The following is a 25789-nucleotide window of genomic DNA, read 5'->3' on the forward strand; positions in this document are numbered from 1 at the left end:
ATAAGGATTGCGGGCTGAACGGGCCGGGCTCATAGCGCTTGTGCTGCTCACGGTGGAACCAGTTGTATTTCACATAGGCGGCAATGCCGGCATCCTCCATGAACCGGTAGTTCTCTTCCGAACCGTAGCCGGAATCGGCAACCGCCTTGCCCGGCAGTTTCCGGTAACGTCCGGCAAACGAGTTGAGGAACGGGATCATGGTCAATGTATCCCCGGGGGATTGGAACAGGCCGAAGTCAAGGATGAACTGGTTTTCCGTACCTATCTGCAGGTTATAGCCCGGCTTGGTCTGCCCGTTATTCATCGCGTCCTCCTTCATGCGCGTGAACGTGGCGTCAGGGTCGGTTTTGGAATAGGAGTTCCGCTCGCCAAGGATGCGCAGTTTCCTGTCATATTCATCAAGTTTGCCGGTGTGCTCCTTGAGCTGCTTTATCTGTTTTTCTTTTTCTTTCCGATGTTGCTTTTCCTCTTTCGTCGCGGGCTCCGGCTCTTCCCGCAAAGACCGGTTGAGTTCGTCGGCAATACCCATGAGGTCCGCCGGTGTGAAATCCTGACCGTTATCATCCCGGGCGTTTTCTTGCGCTATGGCTTCGTCGACCTGTTCGAGAAGGGCCTTGATCTTGGCCATCAGCCTGGCCCGGTTCTTCTCGGTGGTCTTGCGCCAAACGAAAGTGTATTTGTTGGCCTTCGATTCGATTTTTGTACCGTCGATATATTCCACATCAAGAGTGATGAACCCTTTTTCCGCCAGTATAATCACCAGCTGGGTGAACACACGGTTGATCTCTTCTTTCACACGGTTGCGGAAGCGGTTGATGGTATTGAAGTCCGGCTGCTCGTAGCCGGCCAGCCAGATAAAATGGATATCCCGCTTGAGGGCGGACTCTATCTTACGGCAGGAATAAAGGTTGTTCATGTAGCCATAAATCACCGCTTTGAGCATCATCTTCGGATGGTACGGACTGCGGCCGCGCTCTTTGTATAGTTTGCGGAAGTTTTCCAGCTTGAGGTTGTCAATTACCGTGTCAACCACACGCACGGGGTCATTTTCCGCAATGTCCTTGTCAAGACGCTGGGGAAAAAGAATCGTTTGCTTGGGATTGTAATCCCGAAAGTGTATCTTTGCTGACATATATATATGATTGTATGTCATAAAGATACAAAATTTTTGTGACAATGCAAAGCCCTGGCTTGTGAAAGTCGGGGCTTTGTCCCTTTTCTATCTTTGCTTTTCGGTTGGATATGAAAAGAGGGTGTACCTGAATTTTGATACACCCTCTTTTATATCTCAACAGAAATATAAGCTAAATATCTCTACCGCACGAAATTTCACTCAAATCTTTATTCCACCGCACTCAATATCCCATTTCGTGCAATGCCTTACACAACTGATCCGGGCACGAGGTAGGACGTCCACCACAACGGATACCTTCCAGACGTTTGATGACATCACACACCGGCATTCCTTTTACCAATCGGGAAATACCTTGCAAATTGCCATTACAACCACCCCAGAAAGCAACTTCTTTCAGGATGCCGTCTTCTACCTCCAACTCAATATTACTACTGCAAGTTCCTGCAGTTTTATAAGTATAAGTCATTATTCGCCCTCTTCCGGTTTCATATTAGTATACACCGTCTGAACATCATCAAATTCTTCCAGACGTTCTATCATCTTATTGATAGTTTCACGGTGCTCAGCTTCTACATCCTTCAAATCATTCGGAATATAAGTAAAGTCACCACCGACATCCTCAAAGCCGCCCTCTTCAAGGTGCTTCTGGATGGCAGCATAGCTCTTAGGATCTCCGTAGATAGTAATTGTGCCCTCTTCTTCGTCCTCTTCGTAATCTTCATCTACATCAAAGTCGATCATATCAAGGATAAATTCTTCCATATCCATGCCATCTTTCTTTTTGAAAGTAAACACGCATTTATGGTCGAACAAGAATGCCAGCGATCCCATTGTACCCAAGTTGCCACCAAACTTATTAAATACACTGCGTACATCAGCTACCGTACGTGTCGGATTATCCGTCAGCGTATCAACAAAGACAGCTACTCCGTGAGGGCCATATCCTTCATACGTCATGCTCTTGTAATCACTCTGGTCTTTTCCCAGCGCATTTTTAATCGCACGTTCAATATTGTCCTTCGGCATGTTCTCGCGCTTGCAAGTAGCAATCACCGAACGCAATGCCGGATTATTCTCAGGTTCCGGACCACCTGCCTTCACTGCTATGGCAATTTGTTTACCCAGTCTTGTAAAAGTCTTAGCCATGTGGCCCCATCTTTTCAGCTTTGTAGCTTTTCTATATTCAAACGCTCTTCCCATTGGTTTATTATTTTTAAATTGTTATATTACCTTTCTTTAATATCTTAATCTTCTTTATCAAGTCATACACTTCTGATACGAGAAACACGATAACCATCAGTCCGCCAATCCCCGCCATTATGCGCACTTCACAAGTGCTGCTACCGAGCGCCTTATTAAAAGCTACATATATCATATATATATCGAAGCAAATAAGTGCTACTGGCCAGACCAATGCTCCAAACCTGTTCTTTCTCATGAGATTACGTACAACTGTCCTCTTTGAATCATCTCATCTCAACTTGGCATCAAGCTTTGTTTCAAGATTCTTAATAAGCTTCTGCATGATCTTATCAATCTGCTTGTCATTCAAAGTCGCATTCTCATCCTGAAGCATAAAGCTTACAGCATAACTCTTTTTACCAGCTTCGAGATTCTTTCCTTCGTAAACATCGAACAAAGATACTTCTTTCAGCAACTTCTTCTCGGTTTCGTATGCAATCTTCTCAATTTCAGCGAACTGCACTTTCTTATCAATCAACAAAGCCAAATCACGCTTCACAGCCGGGAACTTGGTCAGCTCAACATAGTTCACCTTTACATTTCTGATAGCCTTAAGCAACTCTTTCCAATTGATATCCGCAAAGTACACTTCATTGTCAATATCGAAGCCCTTAAGAATCTTATGAGAAACGATTCCCAAAGAAGCCAACAGCTTACCGCCTCTTGTGTATACGGCCAAGGACGCAGCATAAATATCACTGTCCTGCACACCTACCACCAAGTCGCGCATCTGCAATCCTACACGACTGAAGATATTCTCTACATAAGCTTTCAATTCATACACCGAGCTGTCTTCGTCAGCATGCGCCCACGAGTTGGCAACTTTCTTACCAGTAACCCACAAGCCCAAGTGGTAATCCTCCGTATATGCAGCCAAAGCTTTCTCAGGATTCTTTTTCTCCTCATGATAATAATAGCAATTACCATACTCAAAGAATTTCAAATCTGCATTTTTACGGTTTGCATTGTGAGCAATACTTTCCAAACCGCCAAACAACAAAGTCTGACGCATCGCATTCAGGTCCGTACTCAAGGGATTCATCAACATGACCAGATTCTTCGAGGGGTAACTTTCCAAACCATCATAGTAGCCTGCCCGAGTCAATGAATTGTTCAATATCTCGTTGAATCCGCAACCCACCAACTGCTCGGCTATCAGATTCTGCAACTTGTTCGACTTATCATATTCACCTTTTACTGTGAGACAAGACTTCAAAGCTGACGGAATTTCTACATTATTATATCCATAGATACGCAGAATATCTTCAATCACGTCACAGTCTCTTTGTACGTCCACACGGTAAGGCGGTACATCCAACACCAAGCCTTCGGAAGTTTCTTCCACAATCTTCATCTCCAGGCTTGAAACAATGCTCTTGATAGTTTCCGCAGGTATCGTTTTTCCTACCAGAGCATGAACCTTTTCGTAAGGCAGATCTACTCTGAAATCACTGAAATCGGCCGAACATACATCCTTGATATCACAAGAAATTGTTCCACCTGCCAGTTCCTTCACCATCAAAGCTGCCAGTTTCAGGCAATAAATTACTGAATTGGGATCGATTCCACGTTCAAAACGGAACGATGCATCAGTGTTCAGCCCATGACGACGTGCTGTTTTACGCACCCATGTAGGATGGAAATAAGCACTCTCCAGGAAGACATCCTTGGTCGCTTCGGTAGAGCCTGAATTCAGTCCGCCGAACACACCGGCAATACACATGGCCTCTTCACGATTACAAATCATTAGATCGCGTTCGCTCAGCTTGCGTTCTACACCATCCAATGTCACAAAAGGCGTACCTTCGGGCATCGTCTTTACAACAACCTCTCCACCTTTAATCATGTCGGCATCGAAACAGTGCAAAGGCTGACCGAAAGCATGAACTATATAATTGGTAATATCTACTACATTATTTATAGGGCGCAATCCGATAAGGCGCAACTTGTTCTGCAACCACTCCGGACTTTCCTTTACTGTTACACCTTTTACCGTCACACCGGCATATCTCGGACATGCTTCGGTATTTTCTACGGTCACCTGAATATCCAGATCGTGATTATCAACAGCAAACGCCTCAACCGAAGGACGCTTCAATGTTGTCTGCTTGCCATTCTGTACCAAGTATGCATACAGGTCACGAGCTACTCCATAATGCGAGCATGCATCCGCCCGGTTCGGCGTGATGTCTACTTCGAGCACATAATCGCTTTTAATATTATAATATTCTTTGGCAGGAGTACCCGGTACGGCATTTTCCGGCAGAACAATGATTCCGGCATGATCCGTTCCGATACCAATCTCATCTTCCGCACAAATCATACCATTAGATTCCACACCACGCAGTTTCGACTTCTTAATGGTAAAACATTCGTCACCGTCATACAATTTTGTTCCCAGCGTAGCTACTACGACCTTTTGTCCTGCTGCCACATTGGGAGCGCCACATACGATCTGTACAGGTTCGCCCTGTCCCAGATTTACAGTCGTAACGTGCATATGATCCGAGTTCGGATGGGGTTCGCATGTCAGCACTTCTCCAATCACCAAACCTTCCAGACCACCTTTAATCGTCTGTACTTCTTCTACACTTCCCGTCTCAAGTCCGATCGAGGTAAGCGCAGCTGCTACTTCTTCCGGTGTCAAGTCAAAATCGACATACTCTTTCAGCCAATTATAAGAGATATTCATATTATTATTTTTTTATTGTTATCAAAAGTGACCTGCAAAGTTAATAAGATTTTTTGGTTGACAGAGAATTATGAGAGAAGAATTTACTATAGCCAAGCCTCTCGGCCACACGTAAAGCGAAACCACGACCGGAACAACGCGAAGGACAAAACGTCTACAGTCTCGTCAGCAATTCCTCCAGCAACCGGTCTTTTACTTCCTGCATCGGCACTTCATGTCCCAGTTCCTTCTGAAGCGACGTAACCCCTTTGTCCACAAAGCCGCAGGGATGAATATAGCTAAAATAGCGCAAATCCGTATTCACATTCAAGGCCAGCCCGTGCATGGTCACATAACGGCTGCACCGCACTCCGATGGCACAAATCTTACGTGCTGTCGGCTTGTCGCCATCCAGCCACACACCTGTAGCCTTTTCGACCCTTCCAGCAACAACACCATACGAAGCACAGACAGCTATCACGGCCTCTTCCAGCAACCCGATGTACGACCTTACATCCAAAGCAAACTCCTCCATATTCAGAATAGGATAACAAACTTGCTGCCCCGGCCCGTGAAAAGTAATATCACCACCCCGGTCAACATGATACAGCGTGGCTCCTATCCGGTTCAACTGCTCTTCACCCAGCAACATATTCTGTTCCTTTCCACTACGCCCCAAAGTATATACAGGCGGATGTTCGCAAAACACAATATGATTCACATACTCAGTTCCTGCCAACTTGGCCTCCACCAGTTTGTCAAAATACTCCTTCTGCCGCTGCCATGCTTCGGCATAAGAAATCAGTTTCCAGTCTATCGGTTCTATTTTCATGGAAGCAAAAATAAAAAGTTTTTTTTCAAATCGGAAAGAATCCGAATAATTTATAACCCAATAAACGACAAAAGTCAAAACGTACTGTTTGCGATTCCTTCGAGCGACACTTGCACGGCTCGTGAGCGACGCAAGCAATACTCACGGGCTTTGCATTCCCAATCCGTAAGCTTTGCAAGCAATATCCGACGGGATTACTTATAAAACTCTGCGATATTGCTTGTTGCATCGGCTAACTACCGATGTTACGCGACTAAAGCAGATAGTTAAGAATAAAAAGTGAATAATTAGAAATGAAAAAACAGAGTGAAGGATGGATACGCGGATGGCAAAGAATGCATTAATCAATTATTCGATATAAACTATCGTTTTAAAAAATTCTTATTTTCTTTGTGTTACAATATTTTTTCTTTAAATTGCGACCGCCAATCAATAAAATCAGTTGGATATGTTTGCTCAACTTAGCGTATTGGGGATATTGTTACGAAAAAAACGTTTATTGATTATCAGTCATTTACAACAATTACAAACACTTACAAATGTGCGTATTGAGAGATTGTATCTGAAGTGTTTTGTCGTTTGATATTGGCTTTGTATATTCGATATGAATAGAGTTCTATTTATTTTTTCTTATAAAGAACCGTTAAAAAAGCAGATTATGGAAAGACGATTTTTAGTAGGGATATGTTGTCTCCTATTTTCCTTGGGGAAGCTTTGTGCACAGACGAAAAATCTTATTGTTTGCGATCAGGAGGCTCGGATTCCTTTGGATGTGGTCACAGTATTAGCTTTAGATGAAGACAAAGAGGTTGTTGGCACAACAATGAGCTCCGAAACAGGAGTGGCGTCTTTAGATTTCCGTAATTCATCACGGATTCGTATCCTTCGATTAAGTCGTGTGGGCTATCATTCTTTGGAACTTGAATTTCGGCAGGTTGCTGATACGGTGTTTCTTCAACCTTCAACGCGTCTGGATGAGGTAAAAATTACTGCTTATAGACAGCTTGTCAAACTCAAACCGGGAAAATTGGTGTATGAAGTCGAGAATGACCCGGAAACCCGCGATAAGAACACGTTCGATATTATGCATAAAGTTCCTCTGCTGGTGGTCAACCGACACAATGGTACGATTGCATCAGAAGGAGGCCAGTCAATTGTTTATCAGTTAAATGGCAAACGTGATGCCTTACTACAAGGAGACATAGAAAATGTTTTACGGTCGTTGGATGCCGGTTCAGTGAAGCGGATAGAAGTTGTTACACAGCCTGGCATTGAATATGGACCAAACACGTTGGTACTGAATTTTGTGACTAAGGGTAAAATTGAAGGATATAGCAGTACTATAAGTACGGATGTAAGTGACAGCCGATGGAGAAATACATTGTTTGGCTTGACAAAATACAAAAAGCTTACCATGTCTCTTAGCTATACTAACCGCTGGGATTATGGGCATGGCACTGTAGATGAGCGTGAAGAATATCGCGAGAATTCTGCAGACAATTATGCTTTCTACAAACGAACGGAAGATGATGGATATAAAGCAAATGCTCATGACATGGAAGGAACGGCAAGCTATGAAATAGACGACTTTTCCTTGCTAAGCGCATATGGTCGTGTTATTCTGAACAATGCAAGCAACCCGCATCAGGATATGTATGAAACAGGGACTATGTTCCGTCAGGACGGTACACGGAATTACTCTTACGCCAAGCGAAGCCACAGGTTATTTCTGAACAGCGAGTATGATGCCTATCTTTTTTACGAACGGCACTTAGGCAGAGGCGGACAGCAGGGAAAATTCTTTCTTGGGTATCGCTTCTACAAACGACCTTTCGATGAAACGACTACCTTGAAATACGAGAATGTAGAGTTTGAAAACAAGGATGCCGGTTATGAAGAGGACTTTTATGATTATGTGCGGCGGCATAAATCTTCCCGAGGATACCACACGGTAGAAACCGAGTTTGTCCATAAGATAGGTACCTGCCATAAGTTTTCGGTAGGAGGGAAATATATCATGAGACCAGAAAATGAAGATTTCACGTTGGACGTGTCGCCCGTATATTCGGAATCCTTTATTAGAGATGAAGAAGGTACGAGTCGTTATACGCATCATCAGCATGTATTCAACGGTTATGCTTCGTATAATTATCTTACGTCCCGTTTCAATCTTACGGGTGGCATGGTCTATGAACTTCAGCACGACCGCTTGCGCCATTCCGTCCCAGAGCATAATTTGGACAGGACTTTCCATAATGTCTTTCCCCGGCTTACTATGGCGTACACTTGTTCTAAAAAAATGTCACTGGAACTGGCTTATGCCATGTCGGCTCTTCGTCCTGACATTTTTGCTCTCGATCCTTATATAGATGCGACTGTTCCCATGCAATTGTCATATGGCAACCAGCGTTTGAAACCAGAAATATCACACACCATACAATTGTCTTCTTATCATGATTTAGGCCGCTATACGTTACGGTGGGCATTGTCACATCAGCATACTAACCGCATTATTTTAGATTATCGCTTTTTGGATGGAGATATGCTCCATCTGACGAAAGACAATCTGGGCAGAAAAAACTTGTCAGCATTAAGTGTCTGGTTTTCCGGAAGACCTTGCCGCAACCTGTTCATACGCCTGTCGCCAGTTGTACACTATGTGTACTATGATGCTTCAAGGCTTTCCATGCAGAACGATGGCTTCTTTTTCCGTTTGCGCGGCGAAATGGAACTGGAACTGCCGCATTCTCTCTACCTAAGTGCCGATGGCGGTTACAATACACGCTATATAATGTTACAGGGACGGGGAAGCACGAGCTATAACTATACGCTGTCTCTCTCGAAGTATTTCTTGAAAAATCAGTTACGAGTCTCTTGTAGCGCAGGAAGTTTCTTGCCAACCCATTATACAAAACATAATGACTGGCAAGCCGATAATTATCGTTATCGTTCTTCTTACCGATATTATCAGGCTTATTTCAACTTAGGTATTCGTTACACTTTCGGGCGTTTGAAAGCCCGTGTAAAGAGTACGGATAAAACGATACAGAATAATGACATAAAAGTAGATTATAGCGAATGATATGAACCGTTTGTTAGATGATATTGTACATAAGGAATTATCCCTTATGCGTAAGGAAAATCTGTTTTTGCAGCATGGTTTGATGGGCTATGCAATCTTTTGTTTCTGGTATGGACGTATGAGTCAGGATGATAAGTATACAAAGATTGCAGAAAGGTGTTTAATGCATGTATGCAAGTCTGTCAATAATAAATGTTCATTGGGAATTTCTGATGGATTATCTGGTATTGGGATAGGAATATGTTACTTATGTAGCAAAAACTATTTGGAAGGAGATCCCAATAGATTACTTCAAGGTATTGACGATTATATGTTTAAGGTAATAGAAAAAGGATTGCAACAAGAACGAATTGAGAATGAAGCATATATAGATTCATTGTTAGATGTAATGCTTTATTTAAACTTTCGTTTAAGAACAGATATTCGTAAACCTTATGAAAAACAAATTCTAGAATTGTTTTTCGAGAAAATATTAAATTGGTCGTATCAAAATGCAGGATATTCATTTTTTGAAGAACCGTTGCCTTCTAATTTATCATATAGACTTGCAAAATTTTTATTTATATTAGGACATGTTTGTGAACTGAATTTTTATAATTCTCGTATAAAGAGAATTATCCTTGTACGCCCCCCTTTAACAACAATGATTATGGCAAGCAATATACGCGAGCCGTACAAGCAATACACGTGAGAGTTGCAGGCAATACACGTGAGAGTTGCAGGCAATACTCGTGGACATTGCTTGCAATACTCGTGGACATTGCTTGTCAAACCCGGCGGCATTTAATGCAAAACCCGTCGGCATTGCTTGTTACGCCGGCTAACTACCGATGTTACGCCGCTAAAGTAGGACGTTGAGAATGAAAAATGAATAATGAAAAACGGGTGAGGGATGGATACGCGGACTACGCAGATGGAGCGGACGAACACGGATGAAAAGGAGAAAAGGGGAAATTGGGTTCACGCTTTCAACACGGAAAATCAGTGCTGATAATCAAAAGGATAGGGTGAAAGATAAGTTTCACGTGGGTTCAATTAAAAATGAATAATTAAAAATTAAAATCCGCGTTCATCCGCTCATTCCGTGTGGTCGCGTATCCATCTTTCACCACAAACGGTTAATCCTCAAAAGATTACGGTGAAACTTCACCCTGCAAATTGGTGAAAAACACCACTGACGACACGGATTAGCACGGATTAAATGTTTTTGGGATGGGACAGTAGTGTAATCATGTGCGTGGGTATGAATGTATGCGTGTGTGGGTAGAGACGCAAAATTTTGCGTCTCTACGCGATGTGCGCGCGCGTATGAATTAATCTGTGCCAATTTGTGTGGTGATTGAAAAAGAAGTTGATTTTTGTTGATTATTTCACCCTCATCCACTTGACAAAGACCTTCCGATTTTGTATCTTTGGGGAACAGTTAATGAGTTGACAAGTTAACGAGTTAACAAGGGAACAAGGTGCCTCGGAGTCTGTAGCCGCGTCCCTCGTCCCTATTCACACTTAAACCCAAAAATCGCTATGAACCTGATTACGAACCTGAAAAGCTGGTTCCTTCCGTGGAACACCACACGCAAGGACAACACGACAAACGAGACAACTAACACGAACGACACGACGACAGCAGCGGCTGCTGCTTCCGCCTACGAACAGCTGTTCGCCGACCTGCAACACGTCTGCACCCGCCTGCCCGGAGGCGAAGTATTTATAGTAATGGGCGGCGGTGAGTTCAGTGTCCGCATGACGTGGACGCCCGATGACCGTACCAAAGGCGAACAGAAACGCATGTTCAGCCTGAACGACGGGAACGAAATCATCGAATGGGTGGACGCACAACCCGACGAAGCCGCCGAAGCACGTATCCTGACGATGGAACAACCACCTGTCATTGAAGAGAATACGGTGAAAGATGCGGAAAAAGATGCACCCAAAGAAGAGGTCACCGCACCTGCTGAAGAATCTCCTGCCCAACCCGAAAAGCCCTCGCGCCAGCAACAGATGATGCAACGCCTGACGCGCTACCTGAAGCTGCACTACGCCTTCCGCTACAACCTGCTGACGGAACGTACGGAGTGCGCCCGCATAAATACCGATCTTACGAACGATCCGCACCACCTTATTTATACCCCCGTGGACAGCCGCACGCTGAACGGCATCACCCTCGACGCCATGAACAGCGGCGTGGACTGTTGGGACCGTGACGTGAAACGCTATGTGGAGTCCGACCACGTGCAGACCTACCATCCGTTCGACCTCTATTTCAAGCACCTTCCCGCATGGGACGGTACCGACCGTGTGACCGAACTGGCCAAGCGGGTGTCCGACACCGACCTTTGGACACGTGCCTTCCACCGCTGGATGCTGGCCGTTACCGCTCAGTGGACAGGCCGTGGTGGAGAGGGACGCCGTGCCAACAGTGTGGCGCCGCTACTGGTCAGCACCGCACAAGGTTTGGGAAAATCCACCTTCTGCCGCCTGCTGCTTCCGCCCCAACTACGCGACTACTTTACCGAAAGTTTTGACCTGACCAACGCCACGGCGGCGGAGAACAAATTAGCTTCGTACGGACTCATCAACTTGGACGAGTTCGACCGTCTGCCTTCCTCGCGAATGCCCCAGCTGAAGAACCTGATGCAGATGGAAGCCTTGCGCGTGCGCCGTGCCTACCGCCGCACGGCAGAACCACTGCCCCGCATCGCCTCGTTCATCGGCACCAGCAACCGCCGCGACCTGCTGACCGACCTTTCAGGCAGCCGCCGCTTCATCTGTGTGGAGGTGGAACGTCCCATCGACTGCAACACGCCGATAGATTATGAACAACTCTATGCCCAACTGCTGCACGAGTTGGAGAACGGCGAACGCTGCTGGTTCAGCAAAGAAGAGGAAGCCGAAATCCAGCAGGCCAACCGCCCGTTCTACCGCGTTACGCCTGCCGAAGAGTTGGTCAGCTCCTGTTTCCGCTTCGCCGAGCCGGGCGAGCAGGGTGCCCGCCTGATGTCTGCTGCCGAAATCTATGCCACGGTGAAGAAGAAGAATCCTGCTGCGCTGAAGGACTGTTCGTGCACGTCGTTCGCCCGGCTGCTGGCGCAGTTGGGGCGCAGGGTGCATACGAAGTACGGAAATGGGTATTGGGTGAAAACAGTGGAAGCCTAAACGTTGGAATGGCTCAATGCCCTGAATATATTGGAAAAAGAGAACAACTAATAAAACTCATTTTTTCCTTTTTCCATACAATTGGTTCGTCAATATATTCTATATTTGTCCTTAAAGAGCATTGATCAACAAATTGATTATAAAACAAAAACTGATATGAAAAAGCAAACTGTCAGCCAATTCATCTTTCTGCTTACAGCAAGCATTTTTTTCTTCTCGTGCGGTAACAAGATGAGCAAAAACACGGGTTCATTAGAGTTCGACAGCATACAAGTAAACGAGACCGCCCACCTTTTCGGAGATACAGCCAAGCCCGCGTGCAATCTGGTTATCAACTTTACATTTGCCAGTCAGTCGTCCGACTCCCGCCTAAAGGATAGCCTCAACACCTATTTCCTATCCGTCTGCCTGGGCGACAAATACCTTGCCATGCAACCCGAACAAGCCATCGGACAATATACCCAAAAATACATCAGCGATTACCGTTCGGATTTAGAACCCCTCTATCAGAAAGAGAACAATGACCCTTCGTCTGATGTCGGAGCATGGTATTCCTATTATAAACACATACAGAGCCACGTGCAATATTATGCCAAAAATCTGTTAGTATACCGCTTCCGTTACGAAGAATATACAGGAGGAGCACACGGTATATACATGACTTCCTTCCTCAATCTTGACCTCCGCACCATGCGTCCTATCCGTCTGGACGACCTCTTTGCCGAAGGATACGAAGAGTCTCTGACCGACCTGCTCTGGAACCAGCTAATGGCTATCCACAAAGTTACGTCGCGCGAAGAGCTCGAAGAAATGGGATATGCCAGCACAGGCGAACTGACCCCTACCGAGAATTTCTATCTGACCAAGGAAGGCATTACATTCTATTATAATGTGTATGACATCGCCCCTTACGTAATGGGGGCTATCGAAATCAGCTTGCCATGGGAAATGATGCAACATTTGCTAAGTGACGACCTGCAAATAATAGAATCCGTCAGATAAGACAAGAACAACCAGAAATCAATCTGCAACGTTAAAGCAATCAAGAAGGCAATGGACATCATATTGAAATATTTCCCCGACCTGACAGCCGAACAAAAGATACAGTTCGCTGCTCTGTACGACCTCTACACCGACTGGAACTCTAAAATAAACGTAATCTCCCGCAAAGATATTACGAATCTATACGAACACCATGTACTCCACTCATTAGGAATAGCGCAGGTAATCCGTTTCCGCCCCGGCACCCGTATTATGGACTTAGGCACCGGAGGAGGATTCCCGGGCATCCCGCTGGCCATTCTTTTTCCCGAATCACATTTCCATCTGGTAGACAGCATCGGGAAAAAAGTACGTGTAGCCAGCGAAGTTGCCAACAGCATCGGATTAAAGAACACGACTTTCTGCCACGAACGTGCGGAAGAAGAGAAACAGAAGTTCGATTTTGTCGTAAGCCGTGCCGTCATGCCCCTTGCCGACCTGATAAAGATCATCTGTAAAAACATTGCTTCCGAAGGGCGAAATACCTTGCCCAACGGACTTATCTGCCTGAAAGGTGGCGAACTGGCCAACGAAACTTTGCCATTCAAGCAAAGAACCGCCATATGGGATCTGAAAGATTATTATAAAGAAGAATTTTTCGAAACCAAAAAAGTAGTCTATACGGCCATATAAACCAGACTGCATTTTCACTTGTAAATCCTCTAATCTATAAATCAGAAAATCATACAAAAAAGATGAAAATTAAAAGATTTGAATTCAATATGTTCCCCGAGAACTGCTACGTGTTATGGGACGAAACGCGCGAAGCAGTTGTCATCGACCCCGGGTGCTTCTACGAAGAAGAGAAGCAGGCACTCAAAGGATTCATTACCAGCTTCCAGCTGAATATAAAACATCTGCTCAATACCCACCTGCACCTTGACCACATCTTTGGCAACCCTTTTATGCTGAAAGAATTTGGCTTGAAAGCCGAAGCCAATCAGGCCGATGAGTATTGGATAGATGAAGCTCCCAAGCAAAGCCGGATGTTTGGATTCCAGCTTCAGGAAGCTCCTGTCCCGTTAGGTAAATATCTGCACGACGGCGACATCATCACCTTCGGAAACACCCAGCTCGAAGCTATCCACGTACCCGGGCACTCACCCGGCAGCTTGGTGTACTATTGTGCCGCCGAACATTGCATGTTCTCGGGCGACGTACTATTCCAAGGCAGTATCGGACGTGCCGATCTGACGGGAGGCAACTTCGATGAACTGATAGAGCACATCTGTAGCCGCCTGTTTGTGCTACCTAACGAAACAGTTGTTTATCCAGGACACGGCGCACCCACTACCATTGGTATCGAAAAAGCCGAAAATCCATTCTTCAGATAAACCATATTATCTTGCTTGACAAAAAAGGAACCGAATTAAAAAACATTTTTAATCAATATAGATATGAAAAACGACTTATTGATCAATCGCCACATTGGGATTACTCCCCAGGATGAAGAGACTATGCTACGCAAAATAGGCGTTAGCAGCCTTGATGAACTGATAGACAAGACCATTCCGTCCAATATCCGCTTAGACAAGCCTCTCGACTTGCCCGAACCTATGACTGAATATGAATTTGCAGGCCACATTGCCCAGCTAGCCTCGAAAAACAAACTTTATACTACATATATAGGCATGGGTTGGTATGGCACCATCACCCCGGCGGTTATCCAACGCAATGTTTTCGAAAATCCAGTATGGTATACATCCTATACTCCTTATCAGACTGAAGTTTCCCAAGGACGTCTGGAAGCCCTGATGAACTTCCAGACCGCAGTATGCGACCTGACCGGAATGCCGCTCGCCAACTGCTCCCTCCTCGACGAAGGAACAGCTGCTGCCGAGGCCGTTACCATGATGCACGCCTTGCGCTCACGCGCGCAGCAAAAGGAAGGTGCCAACACCGTCTTTGTAGATGAAAGCATTTTCCCGCAGACCTTGGCCGTAATGACAACCCGCGCCATCCCGCAGGGCATTCGCCTTACTGTAGGACGTTATAATGAAACGGAACTGACTCCCGACATATTTGCCTGCGTAGTTCAATACCCCAATGCCAGCGGTAACGTTGAGGATTATCGCAGTTTCGTTGAAAAAGCCCATGCTGCCGGTTGCAAAGTAGCTGTAGCTGCCGACATCCTGAGTCTGGCCCTGCTCACTCCTCCGGGCGAATGGGGTGCTGACATTGTCTTCGGATCGACACAGCGCTTGGGTACTCCGATGTTCTACGGCGGACCGTCGGCTGCCTATTTTGCCACACGCGATGAATACAAACGCAACATGCCTGGACGTATCATCGGATGGTCGCGTGACAAATACGGTAAGCTGTGCTACCGCATGGCCCTACAGACACGCGAACAGCACATCAAGCGCGAGAAGGCTACATCCAATATATGTACTGCTCAAGCCCTGCTTGCCACCATGGCCGGATTCTATGCCGTATACCACGGTCAGGAAGGCATCCGCAACATAGCCGAACGCATCCATAGTATCACCGTATTCCTGGAGAAAGCAATCAGCAAACTGGGCTTCCGCCAACAGAATACACAATACTTTGATACCCTGCGTTTCGCCCTGCCCGACAATCTGTCGGCTCAGCAAATACGCACCATTGCCCTGAGCAAAGAAGTCAATCTGCGGTACTTCGACAACGGTGACGTCGGATTCAGCATCGACGAAACCACAGACATTGCCGCAGTCAATGTGCTGCTCTCCATATTCACCATTGCTGCCGAACAAGACTGGCACAAAATCACCAGCATCCCCGACAGCAGTATTCTGCAGGATACCATCAAACGTAAAACGCCGTTCCTGACTCATGAAGTATTCAACCTGTACCACACGGAAACAGAGATGATGCGCTACATCAAACGCCTGGACCGTAAAGATATATCGCTGGCACACTCCATGATTTCGCTTGGTTCGTGCACCATGAAACTGAATGCTGCAGCCGAGATGCTTCCGTTAAGCCGCCCGGAATTCATGAACATTCACCCGTTTGTCCCCGAAGACCAGGCAGAGGGCTACCATGAACTTATCAACAATTTGAGCGATGAACTGAAAGTCATCACCGGATTTGCCGGTGTCAGCCTGCAACCCAACTCCGGCGCAGCAGGCGAGTATACAGGATTGCGTGTCATCCGCGCCTATCTGGAAAGCATCGGTCAAGGCCACCGCAACAAGATTCTGATACCGGCCTCAGCCCATGGAACCAATCCCGCATCAGCCATTCAGGCAGGTTTCACCACCGTAACATGTGCCTGCGACGAACACGGCAATGTCGACATGGCAGACCTTCGTGCCAAAGCCGAAGAGAACCGCTCCGACCTTGCAGCCCTGATGATTACCTATCCTTCTACACACGGAATCTTCGAAACCGAGATTGTAGAAATCTGCAAGATCATCCACGATTGCGGTGCACAAGTCTATATGGACGGAGCCAACATGAACGCCCAAGTCGGCCTGACCAGCCCCGGTTTCATCGGTGCCGACGTCTGCCACCTGAACCTGCACAAGACCTTTGCTTCACCTCACGGTGGCGGTGGCCCGGGTGTAGGTCCTATCTGCGTAGCCAGCCACCTGGTTCCTTTCCTCCCCGGACATCACATGTTTGGCAATGCAGCCAACGAAGTTTCGTCTGCTCCGTACGGTAGTGCAGGTATTCTGCCTATCACTTACGGCTACATCCGCATGATGGGTGCCGAAGGCCTGACACGCGCCACCAAGATAGCCATACTTAATGCAAACTACCTGGCCGCTTGCCTGAACGATACTTACGGAATCGTATATCGTGGTGCTAACGGTTTTGTAGGTCACGAAATGATACTCGAATGCCGGAAGATTCACGAGGAAACAGGCATCAGCGAAAACGACATCGCCAAGCGTCTGATGGATTACGGCTATCACGCTCCTACCCTTTCATTCCCTGTTCATGGCACGTTGATGATCGAGCCAACCGAAAGCGAAAGCCTGGCCGAACTCGACAACTTTGTTCAAGTGATGCTATCCATCTGGAATGAAATTCAGGAAGTGAAAGACGGAACAGCAGACAAGACCGACAACGTACTGGTCAACGCTCCGCATCCCGAATACGAAGTAGTAGCAGACCAATGGGATCACTGCTACAGCCGTACCAAAGCTGCCTATCCGACAGAGAATGTACGCGAAAACAAATTCTGGATCAACGTAGCCCGCGTAGACAACACTCTGGGCGACCGCAAACTGCTTCCTACACGTTATGGAACATTCGAGTAAACCGAATCCGTTAACGGAAAAGAAGTAATATATAAAGAACTGGAACTGGTTATCAATGGCATCATTGATAGCCAGTTTTTTTATACCTCCGGTTCTGTTTTATTCCCTCCCCAACGAAAAGCAAGCCAATTTTCCTCCCCCCTCCTCCTGCTACCCTTGTAAAGTATTCCTTTCGGAACACAAAAAGAGCCAATCTGGTAAACTACATTCAGAGAGAAAAACATATTTTTGCAACCTGTTTATCGGCTTCTGTTTTATCACACACCACCTCTCAGAGAAGAGTATCACACTATACAAACAGTCCGAGCGATCATACAGCTTTTTATTATTAACGTAAGATATAGACATGAGGCATTCCCTACTTTACATCATTTCGGCATGTTTGCTGCTAGCCGGTTGCGACATGATAGATTATCATCCTTACGATGTACGAATAAGCGGTGAAACAAATGTCAATGCACACAATATCGAAGAAATCGAGGCACGCTGCCTGGGCAAAGACACCCTACGGATCGTCACAATGAGTGACTCACAGCGATGGTACGACGAGACGGAGGATTTTGTCGAACATCTGAATCAGCGAAACGATATTGACTTTGTGATACATGGAGGCGACATGAGCGACTTCGGAGTCACCAACGAATTCCTGTGGCAACGCGACATTATGAATAAGCTGAACACACCCTACGTCACGCTGATTGGCAACCACGACTGTCTGGGAACTGGCGAAGAAGCCTACAGAGCCATTTTCGGTAATCCCAATTTCAGTTTCATCGCCGGACGTGTCAAGTTTGTCTGCCTGAACACCAATGCCCTCGAAAACGACTATTCACAGCCTATCCCCGACTTTGAATTTCTGGAAAACGAAATAAAGAGTCGCCGAGACGAATTTGACAAGACTGTCATATCCATGCACGTACGCCCGTATGCCGACCAGTTCAACAACAATGTGGCACGGGTATTCGAACGGTATGTCATCGAGTTTCCCGGCATTCAGTTTTGCACTGCAGCCCACGAACACCACCTTTTCGAAGAAGAACTTTTCGAGGACGGAATCATGTATTATATGAGCGACTGCATGAAACACCGCAACTATTATATTTTCACCATCACACCCGAAGGCTATGAAAGAGAAGTGGTATATTATTAAAAAAGGTATTCCATATTGCCTTGCTCTGCTCCTGTCCGTATTCGCATTTCCGCTTCAGGCACAAATACAGCAGGCGGAACTTCGGCATGATACCGTCTGGATCGTAAAGCACGATACGATATGGGCACCACTGACCAACGGAGACATGCCGTCGTATCAAAACAAATACGACCATCGCATCCGACGCTACCGCAACCACTGGGAAGCCCTGATACCCGCATACAGCAAAATCCAGTTCGCAGGCAATATAGGACTCGTGTCCGTGGGTCCCGGTTGGGACTATGGACGTCACAATCAGTGGGAGACAGACATGCTTTTCGGCATTCTGCCTAAATATCAATCGAAAAAAGCCAAACTCACCTTTACTTTAAAACAAAATTATATCCCCTGGGACTTACGCATCAAAGAAAGTCCGTTCAGCATCAACCCGCTTACGTGCGGCATGTATGTGAATACCGTATTTGGTGATGACTTCTGGGTGAACGAGCCGGACCGTTATCCTAAAGGTTATTATGGCTTTTCGTCCAAAATACGCTTTCATGTTTTCTTAGGGCAACGAGTCACGTTCAACATCGACCAAAAACATCGGTTTATGGCTAAACAAATCAGCCTGTTCTACGAAATCAGCACATGCGACCTCTACGTGATAAGCGCATTTACCAACAAATATCTGAAACCCAAAGATTACCTGAGCCTTTCATTCGGCATAAAGATGCAGCTGATATAAACCGGATGTACGCCGCCGACTAGCCAAGAGATTTCTTATAACCCAAGCGCAAGGAGGCAAAAAGAGCAAGGCTCTGTAGCTCAAACGCTTGCAGTTTCCGTTCGTTTCCTGCCTTGGAAACTGTCGTTTCCTCTTTGGGGAACGGCCGTAACCTCCTTGGGGAACGAGAGTTTCCCCTTGAGGGAACGGACGTAACCCCAAGAGGATACGGACATAACCCCACGGGAATACGGACATACCCCCGCTGTTATCCCTGACGGAAACCTGCGGTTGGAGAATAAAAAGCAAAGCCGCGTGTGCCGCAATCGGGCAACTTCCGGCCCAGCGCCGAAAATATCCTCCGGACAAAGCTTGCGTTTCAGATTTAATTCGTACATTTACCCTCTCTGTAAAGGCTCTCCAAGCATATGGCTCGCGAAGCCCGAATAAACAAAGCTTACCAGAAATAAGGATGAACAGAAAATACGGAAAGATTCTCATAGTTGACGACAACCAGGGAGTACTCGCAGCATTGCAATTACTGCTAAAGCCCTACTTCGATACCATAAAAGTACTTTCTTCGCCTGTCACACTGCCCTCCGTCATCAACGAGGAAAAATGGCAAATAATCCTGCTCGACATGAATTTCACAGCAGGCATCAACACGGGCAATGAAGGGCTCTACTGGCTGCACGAAATTAAAAAGGCTGTCCCCAAGCTGCCCGTTGTGCTCTTTACTGCCTATGCCGATATCGACTTAGCCGTACGGGGCATGAAGGAGGGAGCGGCCGACTTCATCGTCAAGCCCTGGGACAACCGCAAAGTCATCGAAACCCTGATACGTGCCATAGAAGACGGGCAACCGGCCAACAACACCGACCGGAAAAAACCGAAAACAGAAAAAGACAGCATGTATTGGGGAGAAAGTCCCGCCATGAAGCACTTGCAGCTGTTAGTACAAAAAGTCGCCGCAACCGATGCCAACATACTGATAACCGGCGAAAACGGTACCGGCAAAGAGATGCTGGCACGCGAAATACACCGACTGTCCCACCGCCACCAGCACGAAATGGTGTGCGTAGATATGGGGGCCATCACCGAGAGCCTGTTCGAAAGCGAGCTTTTCGGCCACATCAAAGGCGCTTACACCGACGCACATGCCGACCGTGCCGGCAAGTTTGAATCGGCCGACCAGAGTACCCTCTTCCTGGACGAAATAGGCAACCTGCCCTATCACCTGCAAGCCAAACTGCTGACAGCCATCCAGCGCCGCAGCATTGTCCGTGTAGGCAGCAACACCCCGGTTCCTGTCAACATCCGCCTGATTTGCGCCACCAACCGCAATCTTCAGGACATGGTACAAAGGAACGAATTCCGCGAAGACCTGTTGTACAGAATCAACACGATACATCTGGAAATCCCGCCGCTCAGGCAACGCCCCGAAGACATTGTTCCGCTGGCCGAAATGTTCATTACCCGCTTCTGCAAACGCTACGACAAGCCGCTGGTCAGCCTCACCGAAAGTGCCCAAGCCAAGCTGAAGCAGCATCCCTGGTATGGCAACATCCGCGAGCTGGAACACACCATCGAAAAGGCCGTCATCATCTGCGATGACACCTGCTTGCCTGCCGAACTGTTTCAACTGACCTCCCATCAGGAGAAAAGCCCGGAAATGCCGGCCTCGACTTTGGAAGAAATGGAGTTCAAGATGATTCGCAAAGCACTGGACAGCTGCAACGGTAACCTGTCTGCCGTAGCCGCCCAACTGGGAATCAGCCGCCAGACCCTATACAATAAAATGAAGAAATTCGGACTCTAACAAACTGTTACGCGAATGAAGGAAAAAGATCCAAGACAATACTATCCGTTCCGGGTGGGCGTCAGTCTGCTGGTGACTTTCATGGCAGGTTTCTTCTGGGCAACGCTCCTGTGGCATCCCCTGCCCCTCCCAAGATTCCTTAATCCTACTTTTTGGGCTCTTGTGTTCACCGCCCTCTTGCCCGTCGCCCTATACTGGCAACACCGGCTTTACCGCCGCCACATACGCAACGTACTCTTTCTGCTCGATGCCATTGAAAACAATGACAACTCCATCCACTTCAACGAGGACGACCACAACCGGGAAAACCGGATAGTCAACCGGGCATTGAACAAAGTGGCATGCATCCTGCACAACGTCAAGAAAGAAACCATCCAAAAGGAGAAATACTACGAGCTGATTCTGGGCTGTGTCAACACCGGCATCGTAGTGCTGAACGAAAACGGAGCTGTCTATCAAAAGAACGATGAAGCCCTACGGCTGCTGGGCATCAATGTGTTCACCCACGTCAAGCAGCTTAGCCGCGTGGACTCCCGACTGACGGACACCATCAGCCAATGCCGCCCGGGCGACAAACTGCAGATTGCTTTCAGCAACGAGCGCGGCACGGTCAACCTGTCCGTACGCGTCAGCAGTATAGTGGTTCGCGACGAGTCTCTGCGCATTCTTGCCCTGAACGACATCAACAACGAACTGGACGAAAAAGAAATCGATTCGTGGATCAGGCTCACCCGTGTCCTGACACACGAAATCATGAATGCAGTGACTCCCATCACCTCGCTAAGCGATATGTTGCTGCACCTTGTCGCCCAACCGGGCAAAGCGGACGAAGCCTCAACCCCAACGGTAGAAGAAGAAATACGCAACGGACTGCAAACCATCAGCAGTACCGGCAAAGGATTGCTCGCATTTGTCGAAACCTACCGGAAGTTCACCCGAATCCCGACGCCGGAGCCATCTCTGTTCTACGCCAAAGGATTCATTACACGAATGATCGAGTTGGCCCGGCACCAGCATCCCGACGCACACATCACATTCCAGACCGATGTCGCCCCCGAGGACCTCATCATCTATGCCGACGAGAACCTGATAGCGCAAGTCGTCATCAACATTCTGAAAAATGCCATACAGGCCATCGAGTCATCTCCCAACAAGGAAGCCGACACGGGTTGCATACGCATACGCGCCTATTGCAACGAATCCGAAGCCATATTCATAGAGATTTCGAACAACGGGCCACAGATTCCTCAGGAGATTGCCGAACACATCTTCATCCCCTTCTTCACGACCAAAGAGGGCGGAAGCGGCATCGGCTTAAGCATATCCAGACAAATCATGCGCCTGTCGGGTGGCAGCATTTCCCTTTTGCCCGGAAAAAAAACCACCTTTGTTTTAAAATTCAACTAAAGTTTGCTATCTTTGTATTCTCCTAACAATTTATTATTCAACAACATGATTTTTACAGCAGAAAACATCCTTCTTATCGGTTCTATTTTACTTTTTGTCAGTATCGTTGTCGGAAAGACCGGCTACCGTTTCGGAGTACCAGCCTTGTTGCTCTTCCTCATGGTGGGCATGGCCTTTGGCAGCGACGGACTGGGATTGCAGTTCCACAATGCACAGGAGGCACAGTTCATCGGTATGGTTGCTCTGAGCGTCATCCTGTTTTCGGGCGGTATGGATACCAAGATAAGCGAGATTCGCCCCATCCTGTGGCCGGGTATCGTATTGTCAACAGCGGGCGTACTGCTTACAGCCCTGTTCACCGGACTCTTCATCTGGTGGCTTTCGGGCATGAGCTGGACCAACATTCACTTCCCGCTTATCACCAGCCTGCTGCTGGCCGCTACCATGTCTTCTACCGATTCGGCCTCCGTATTCGCCATACTGCGCTCGCAGAAGATTAACCTGAAGCACAACCTGCGCCCCATGCTCGAACTGGAAAGCGGAAGTAACGACCCGATGGCCTACATGCTTACCATCGTGCTGATACAGTTCATCCAGTCGTCGGGGATGGAAACCGCACACATACTGGGCTCGTTCATCGTGCAGTTCATCGTCGGAGCCGGCGCCGGCTATCTGCTGGGAAAACTGGCCATCCTCATCCTGAACAGAATCAACATCGATAATCAAGCACTCTACCCGATTCTGCTGCTGGCATTCGTGTTCTTCACCTTCTCCCTTACCGACCTGCTGAAGGGGAACGGCTATCTGGCTGTCTACATAGCCGGAATGATGGTGGGTAACGCCAAGATTATGTATAGGAAAGAAATATATACCTTTATGGACGGACTGACATGGCTGTTCCAGATCATCATGTTCCTGTGCCTGGGACTTCTGGTCAATCCGCGCGAGATGCTCGAAGTAGCCTGCGTGGCCTTGCTCATCGGTGTATTCATGATTCTGATAGGCCGTCCGCTCAGCGTCTTCCTTTGCCTGCTGCCTTTCGGCAAAAAAATAACGCTCAAATCACGCCTGTTCATCTCATGGGTCGGACTGCGCGGAGCTGTTCCCATTATTTTTGCCACCTATCCCGTAGTAGCCAATGTGCCAGGCTCTGATGCCATCTTCAACATTGTCTTCTTCATCACCATCGTCTCGCTCATCATCCAGGGAACTACCGTATCGCGGGCCGCCCGATTGCTGGGCCTCTCCATTCCGATGCCTAAAACAGGCAACGACTTCGGTGTGGAACTGCCCGATGAGATAGACTCCGACCTGAAAGATATGACCGTCACTCCGGAAATACTGGCACAGGGCGACACCCTGAAAGACATGAACCTGCCTCAGGGAACACTGGTGATGATTGTAAAAAGAGGCGACGAATACCTCATTCCCAATGGAAGCCTGAAGCTGCATGTAGGCGATAAGCTACTGCTCATTTCGGAGAAAAGTAAAAACTAAAAAACATGAACTGCTTGTTTCGCATTGGTATAAGCCCTATATTTGCACGGTTTTAACTAAAGTGTGCCGATTTAACAAATGGAACAGAAACAGCAGTTCATTGACTACATTGAGCAAAGCATCATACAAAACTGGGACAGAAATGCCCTGACAGATTATAAAGGCGCCACATTGCAATACAAAGATGTTGCCCGGAAAATAGCCAAATTCCACATCGTATTGGAAAGTGCCAACATTAAGCCCGGCGATAAGATTGCCGTTTGCGGACGCAACAGCGCACATTGGGCTGTGACCTTTCTTGCAACCCTGACCTATGGTGCAGTCATTGTCCCCATACTTCACGAATTCAAGGCTGACAACATACACAACATTGTCAACCACTCCGAAGCCAAGCTGCTGTTTGTCGGCGACCAGATATGGGAAAACCTGAACGAAGACGCCATGCCGCTACTGCTGGGCATTGTGCTGATGCCGGACTTCAACCCGGTAGTCTGCCGCGACGAACGGCTGATGGAAGCGTTCGAGCATCGCAATGCCATCTACGGGCAACGCTATCCCAAGAATTTCCGTCCGGAACACATCTGCTACCGCAAAGAGGCTTCACCCGAAGAACTGGCGGTCATCAACTATACATCAGGCACAACAGGCTATTCGAAAGGAGTCATGCTACCCTATCGCAGCCTGTGGTCCAACATCGCCTATTGCCACGAAATGTTGCCCGTTCGCCCGGGTGACCACATCGTATCCATGCTTCCGTTGGGACATGTATTCGGCATGGTATATGATTTCCTGTACGGATTCTCAGCCGGCGCCCATCTGTACTTTCTTACCCGTATGCCGTCGCCCAAGATTATCGCCCAGTCTTTCGCAGAAATCAGGCCACGGGTCATCTCCTGTGTACCGCTCATTGTCGAGAAAATCATCAAGAAGGATATTCTGCCTCGTGTCGACAACCGTATTGGAAAACTGCTGCTGCGGATGCCCATCATCAATGACCGCATCAAAGCCGATGCACGTAAGAAAGCGATGGAAATATTCGGCGGAAATTTTGATGAAATCATCATCGGAGGCGCACCGTTCAACGCCGATGTCGAACGCTTTCTGAAATCCATCGGGTTCCCCTATACCATTGCCTATGGTATGACAGAATGCGGTCCTATCATCTGTTCGAGCCGTTGGGAAACCCTGAAACTGGCTTCCTGCGGCAAAGCAACTTCACGAATGGAAGTCAAGATTGACTCCAACGACCCGCAACATGTAGCAGGCGAAATCGTCTGCCGCGGAGCCAACCTGATGCTGGGTTACTATAAAAATCCGGAAGCCACAGCGCAAATCATCGACGCGAACGGCTGGTTGCACACCGGTGACCTGGGCACCATGGACAAAGACGGTTACGTCACCGTCAGAGGACGCAGCAAGAACATGTTGCTTACAGCCAGCGGACAGAACATCTATCCGGAGGAAATAGAAAGCAAACTGAACAACATGCCTTATGTATCCGAGTCGCTGGTTGTCCTGCAGAAAGATAAACTTGTAGCACTTATCTATCCCGACTTCGACGATGCTTTCGCCCATGGCCTGCAACAGAAAGACATCGAAGGCATCATGGAAAACAACCGGGTAGAACTGAACCAGCAACTGCCTGCTTATTGCCAGATAACGAAAGTCAAGATTCACTTTGAAGAGTTTGAGAAAACTGCGAAGAAAAGCATCAAGCGTTTCATGTATCAGGAAGCAAAAGGATGATCACTCCTTCCCTCCTATCAGTACATGCAGCAAAGCTTTTCAGGTAATCCGACATATA

18 protein-coding genes are annotated in these 25789 nt (G+C 47.4%); 13 read left to right on the top strand and 5 right to left on the bottom strand.

Annotation, left to right across the window (positions count from 1 at the left end):
* The 5 genes from Q3C19_RS11020 to lipB form a co-directional block, all read right to left on the bottom strand.
* A partial coding sequence (locus Q3C19_RS11020; RefSeq protein ID WP_302729366.1) for an IS1182 family transposase occupies positions 1-1132 on the bottom strand: 1132 nt, incomplete at its 3' end.
* 223 nt (positions 1133-1355) lie between these two features.
* Positions 1356-1601 (bottom strand): TIGR03905 family TSCPD domain-containing protein, encoded by a 246-nt coding sequence (locus Q3C19_RS11025; protein ID WP_022164487.1) that lies wholly within the window; start codon positions 1599-1601, stop codon positions 1356-1358.
* The gene (locus Q3C19_RS11030; protein ID WP_022164486.1) at positions 1601-2335 is read right to left on the bottom strand and encodes a YebC/PmpR family DNA-binding transcriptional regulator; all 735 of its coding nucleotides are present in this window, start codon (positions 2333-2335) and stop codon (positions 1601-1603) included. Before Q3C19_RS11030 ends, Q3C19_RS11025 begins: the two co-directional genes overlap by 1 nt.
* A 271-nt stretch (positions 2336-2606) precedes the next feature.
* Positions 2607-5069, bottom strand: coding sequence for a phenylalanine--tRNA ligase subunit beta (gene pheT, locus Q3C19_RS11035; RefSeq protein ID WP_302729296.1), 2463 nt, complete (start codon positions 5067-5069; stop codon positions 2607-2609).
* A 154-nt stretch (positions 5070-5223) separates the two neighbouring features.
* On the bottom strand, positions 5224-5880 hold the full coding sequence (gene lipB, locus Q3C19_RS11040) for a lipoyl(octanoyl) transferase LipB (RefSeq protein WP_071149186.1): 657 nt from the start codon (positions 5878-5880) through the stop codon (positions 5224-5226).
* Positions 5881-6538: 658 nt separating this feature from the next.
* Here lipB and Q3C19_RS11045 point away from each other — a divergent pair.
* From Q3C19_RS11045 to Q3C19_RS11105, 13 genes are all read left to right on the top strand, one after another.
* Positions 6539-8962, top strand: coding sequence for an outer membrane beta-barrel family protein (locus Q3C19_RS11045; protein ID WP_288910659.1), 2424 nt, complete (start codon positions 6539-6541; stop codon positions 8960-8962).
* A 1-nt stretch (position 8963) separates the two neighbouring features.
* Positions 8964-9653: a lanthionine synthetase LanC family protein gene (locus tag Q3C19_RS11050; RefSeq protein WP_277121703.1), complete on the top strand. Its 690-nt coding sequence runs from the start codon at positions 8964-8966 to the stop codon at positions 9651-9653.
* Between the two features lie 833 nt (positions 9654-10486).
* The gene (locus Q3C19_RS11055) at positions 10487-12118 is read left to right on the top strand and encodes a VapE domain-containing protein (RefSeq protein WP_302729300.1); all 1632 of its coding nucleotides are present in this window, start codon (positions 10487-10489) and stop codon (positions 12116-12118) included.
* 156 nt (positions 12119-12274) lie between these two features.
* On the top strand, positions 12275-13120 hold the full coding sequence (locus Q3C19_RS11060) for a DUF3298 and DUF4163 domain-containing protein (protein ID WP_302729302.1): 846 nt from the start codon (positions 12275-12277) through the stop codon (positions 13118-13120).
* A 51-nt stretch (positions 13121-13171) separates the two neighbouring features.
* Positions 13172-13792, top strand: coding sequence for a 16S rRNA (guanine(527)-N(7))-methyltransferase RsmG (gene rsmG, locus Q3C19_RS11065; RefSeq protein WP_302729304.1), 621 nt, complete (start codon positions 13172-13174; stop codon positions 13790-13792).
* Positions 13793-13854: 62 nt separating this feature from the next.
* Positions 13855-14493, top strand: coding sequence for an MBL fold metallo-hydrolase (locus tag Q3C19_RS11070; RefSeq protein ID WP_071149180.1), 639 nt, complete (start codon positions 13855-13857; stop codon positions 14491-14493).
* Positions 14494-14556: 63 nt separating this feature from the next.
* The gene (gene gcvP, locus Q3C19_RS11075) at positions 14557-17406 is read left to right on the top strand and encodes an aminomethyl-transferring glycine dehydrogenase (protein ID WP_302729307.1); all 2850 of its coding nucleotides are present in this window, start codon (positions 14557-14559) and stop codon (positions 17404-17406) included.
* Positions 17407-17752: 346 nt separating this feature from the next.
* Positions 17753-18556: a metallophosphoesterase gene (locus tag Q3C19_RS11080; protein ID WP_302729309.1), complete on the top strand. Its 804-nt coding sequence runs from the start codon at positions 17753-17755 to the stop codon at positions 18554-18556.
* Complete coding sequence (locus Q3C19_RS11085) at positions 18531-19283, top strand: hypothetical protein (protein WP_302729311.1); 753 nt, start codon at positions 18531-18533, stop codon at positions 19281-19283. The genes Q3C19_RS11080 and Q3C19_RS11085 overlap by 26 nt, the downstream gene beginning before the upstream one ends.
* Before the next feature lie 451 nt (positions 19284-19734).
* Positions 19735-21081, top strand: a complete 1347-nt coding sequence (locus tag Q3C19_RS11090; protein ID WP_302729313.1) for a sigma-54 dependent transcriptional regulator — start codon at positions 19735-19737, stop codon at positions 21079-21081.
* Positions 21082-21096: 15 nt separating this feature from the next.
* Positions 21097-22488 carry a PAS domain-containing sensor histidine kinase gene (locus Q3C19_RS11095; RefSeq protein WP_302729315.1) on the top strand — a complete coding sequence of 464 codons (1392 nt, stop codon included), beginning with the start codon at positions 21097-21099 and terminating at the stop codon, positions 22486-22488.
* Positions 22489-22533: 45 nt separating this feature from the next.
* Positions 22534-23985: a potassium/proton antiporter gene (locus Q3C19_RS11100; RefSeq protein ID WP_302729317.1), complete on the top strand. Its 1452-nt coding sequence runs from the start codon at positions 22534-22536 to the stop codon at positions 23983-23985.
* Positions 23986-24063: 78 nt separating this feature from the next.
* The gene (locus tag Q3C19_RS11105; RefSeq protein ID WP_302729319.1) at positions 24064-25731 is read left to right on the top strand and encodes a long-chain fatty acid--CoA ligase; all 1668 of its coding nucleotides are present in this window, start codon (positions 24064-24066) and stop codon (positions 25729-25731) included.
* Positions 25732-25789: the final 58 nt, after the last annotated feature.

This window comes from Bacteroides sp. ET489 (assembly GCF_030518095.1).
GTDB classification, from domain to species: Bacteria; Bacteroidota; Bacteroidia; order Bacteroidales; family Bacteroidaceae; genus Bacteroides; species Bacteroides ndongoniae.

What these genes read in the sequence shown, in the direction of transcription:
- Q3C19_RS11030 (WP_022164486.1), bottom strand. Translation starts at nt 2,335, where the DNA reads ATGGGAAGAGCGTTTGAATATAGAAAAGCTACAAAGCTGAAAAGATGG.
- pheT (WP_302729296.1), bottom strand. Translation starts at nt 5,069, where the DNA reads ATGAATATCTCTTATAATTGGCTGAAAGAGTATGTCGATTTTGACTTG.
- Q3C19_RS11025 (WP_022164487.1), bottom strand. Translation starts at nt 1,601, where the DNA reads ATGACTTATACTTATAAAACTGCAGGAACTTGCAGTAGTAATATTGAG.
- Q3C19_RS11045 (WP_288910659.1), top strand. Translation starts at nt 6,539, where the DNA reads ATGGAAAGACGATTTTTAGTAGGGATATGTTGTCTCCTATTTTCCTTG.
- Q3C19_RS11070 (WP_071149180.1), top strand. Translation starts at nt 13,855, where the DNA reads ATGAAAATTAAAAGATTTGAATTCAATATGTTCCCCGAGAACTGCTAC.
- Q3C19_RS11080 (WP_302729309.1), top strand. Translation starts at nt 17,753, where the DNA reads ATGAGGCATTCCCTACTTTACATCATTTCGGCATGTTTGCTGCTAGCC.
- lipB (WP_071149186.1), bottom strand. Translation starts at nt 5,880, where the DNA reads ATGAAAATAGAACCGATAGACTGGAAACTGATTTCTTATGCCGAAGCA.
- Q3C19_RS11050 (WP_277121703.1), top strand. Translation starts at nt 8,964, where the DNA reads ATGAACCGTTTGTTAGATGATATTGTACATAAGGAATTATCCCTTATG.
- rsmG (WP_302729304.1), top strand. Translation starts at nt 13,172, where the DNA reads ATGGACATCATATTGAAATATTTCCCCGACCTGACAGCCGAACAAAAG.
- Q3C19_RS11105 (WP_302729319.1), top strand. Translation starts at nt 24,064, where the DNA reads ATGGAACAGAAACAGCAGTTCATTGACTACATTGAGCAAAGCATCATA.
- Q3C19_RS11090 (WP_302729313.1), top strand. Translation starts at nt 19,735, where the DNA reads ATGAACAGAAAATACGGAAAGATTCTCATAGTTGACGACAACCAGGGA.
- Q3C19_RS11085 (WP_302729311.1), top strand. Translation starts at nt 18,531, where the DNA reads ATGAAAGAGAAGTGGTATATTATTAAAAAAGGTATTCCATATTGCCTT.
- gcvP (WP_302729307.1), top strand. Translation starts at nt 14,557, where the DNA reads ATGAAAAACGACTTATTGATCAATCGCCACATTGGGATTACTCCCCAG.
- Q3C19_RS11055 (WP_302729300.1), top strand. Translation starts at nt 10,487, where the DNA reads ATGAACCTGATTACGAACCTGAAAAGCTGGTTCCTTCCGTGGAACACC.
- Q3C19_RS11095 (WP_302729315.1), top strand. Translation starts at nt 21,097, where the DNA reads ATGAAGGAAAAAGATCCAAGACAATACTATCCGTTCCGGGTGGGCGTC.
- Q3C19_RS11100 (WP_302729317.1), top strand. Translation starts at nt 22,534, where the DNA reads ATGATTTTTACAGCAGAAAACATCCTTCTTATCGGTTCTATTTTACTT.
- Q3C19_RS11060 (WP_302729302.1), top strand. Translation starts at nt 12,275, where the DNA reads ATGAAAAAGCAAACTGTCAGCCAATTCATCTTTCTGCTTACAGCAAGC.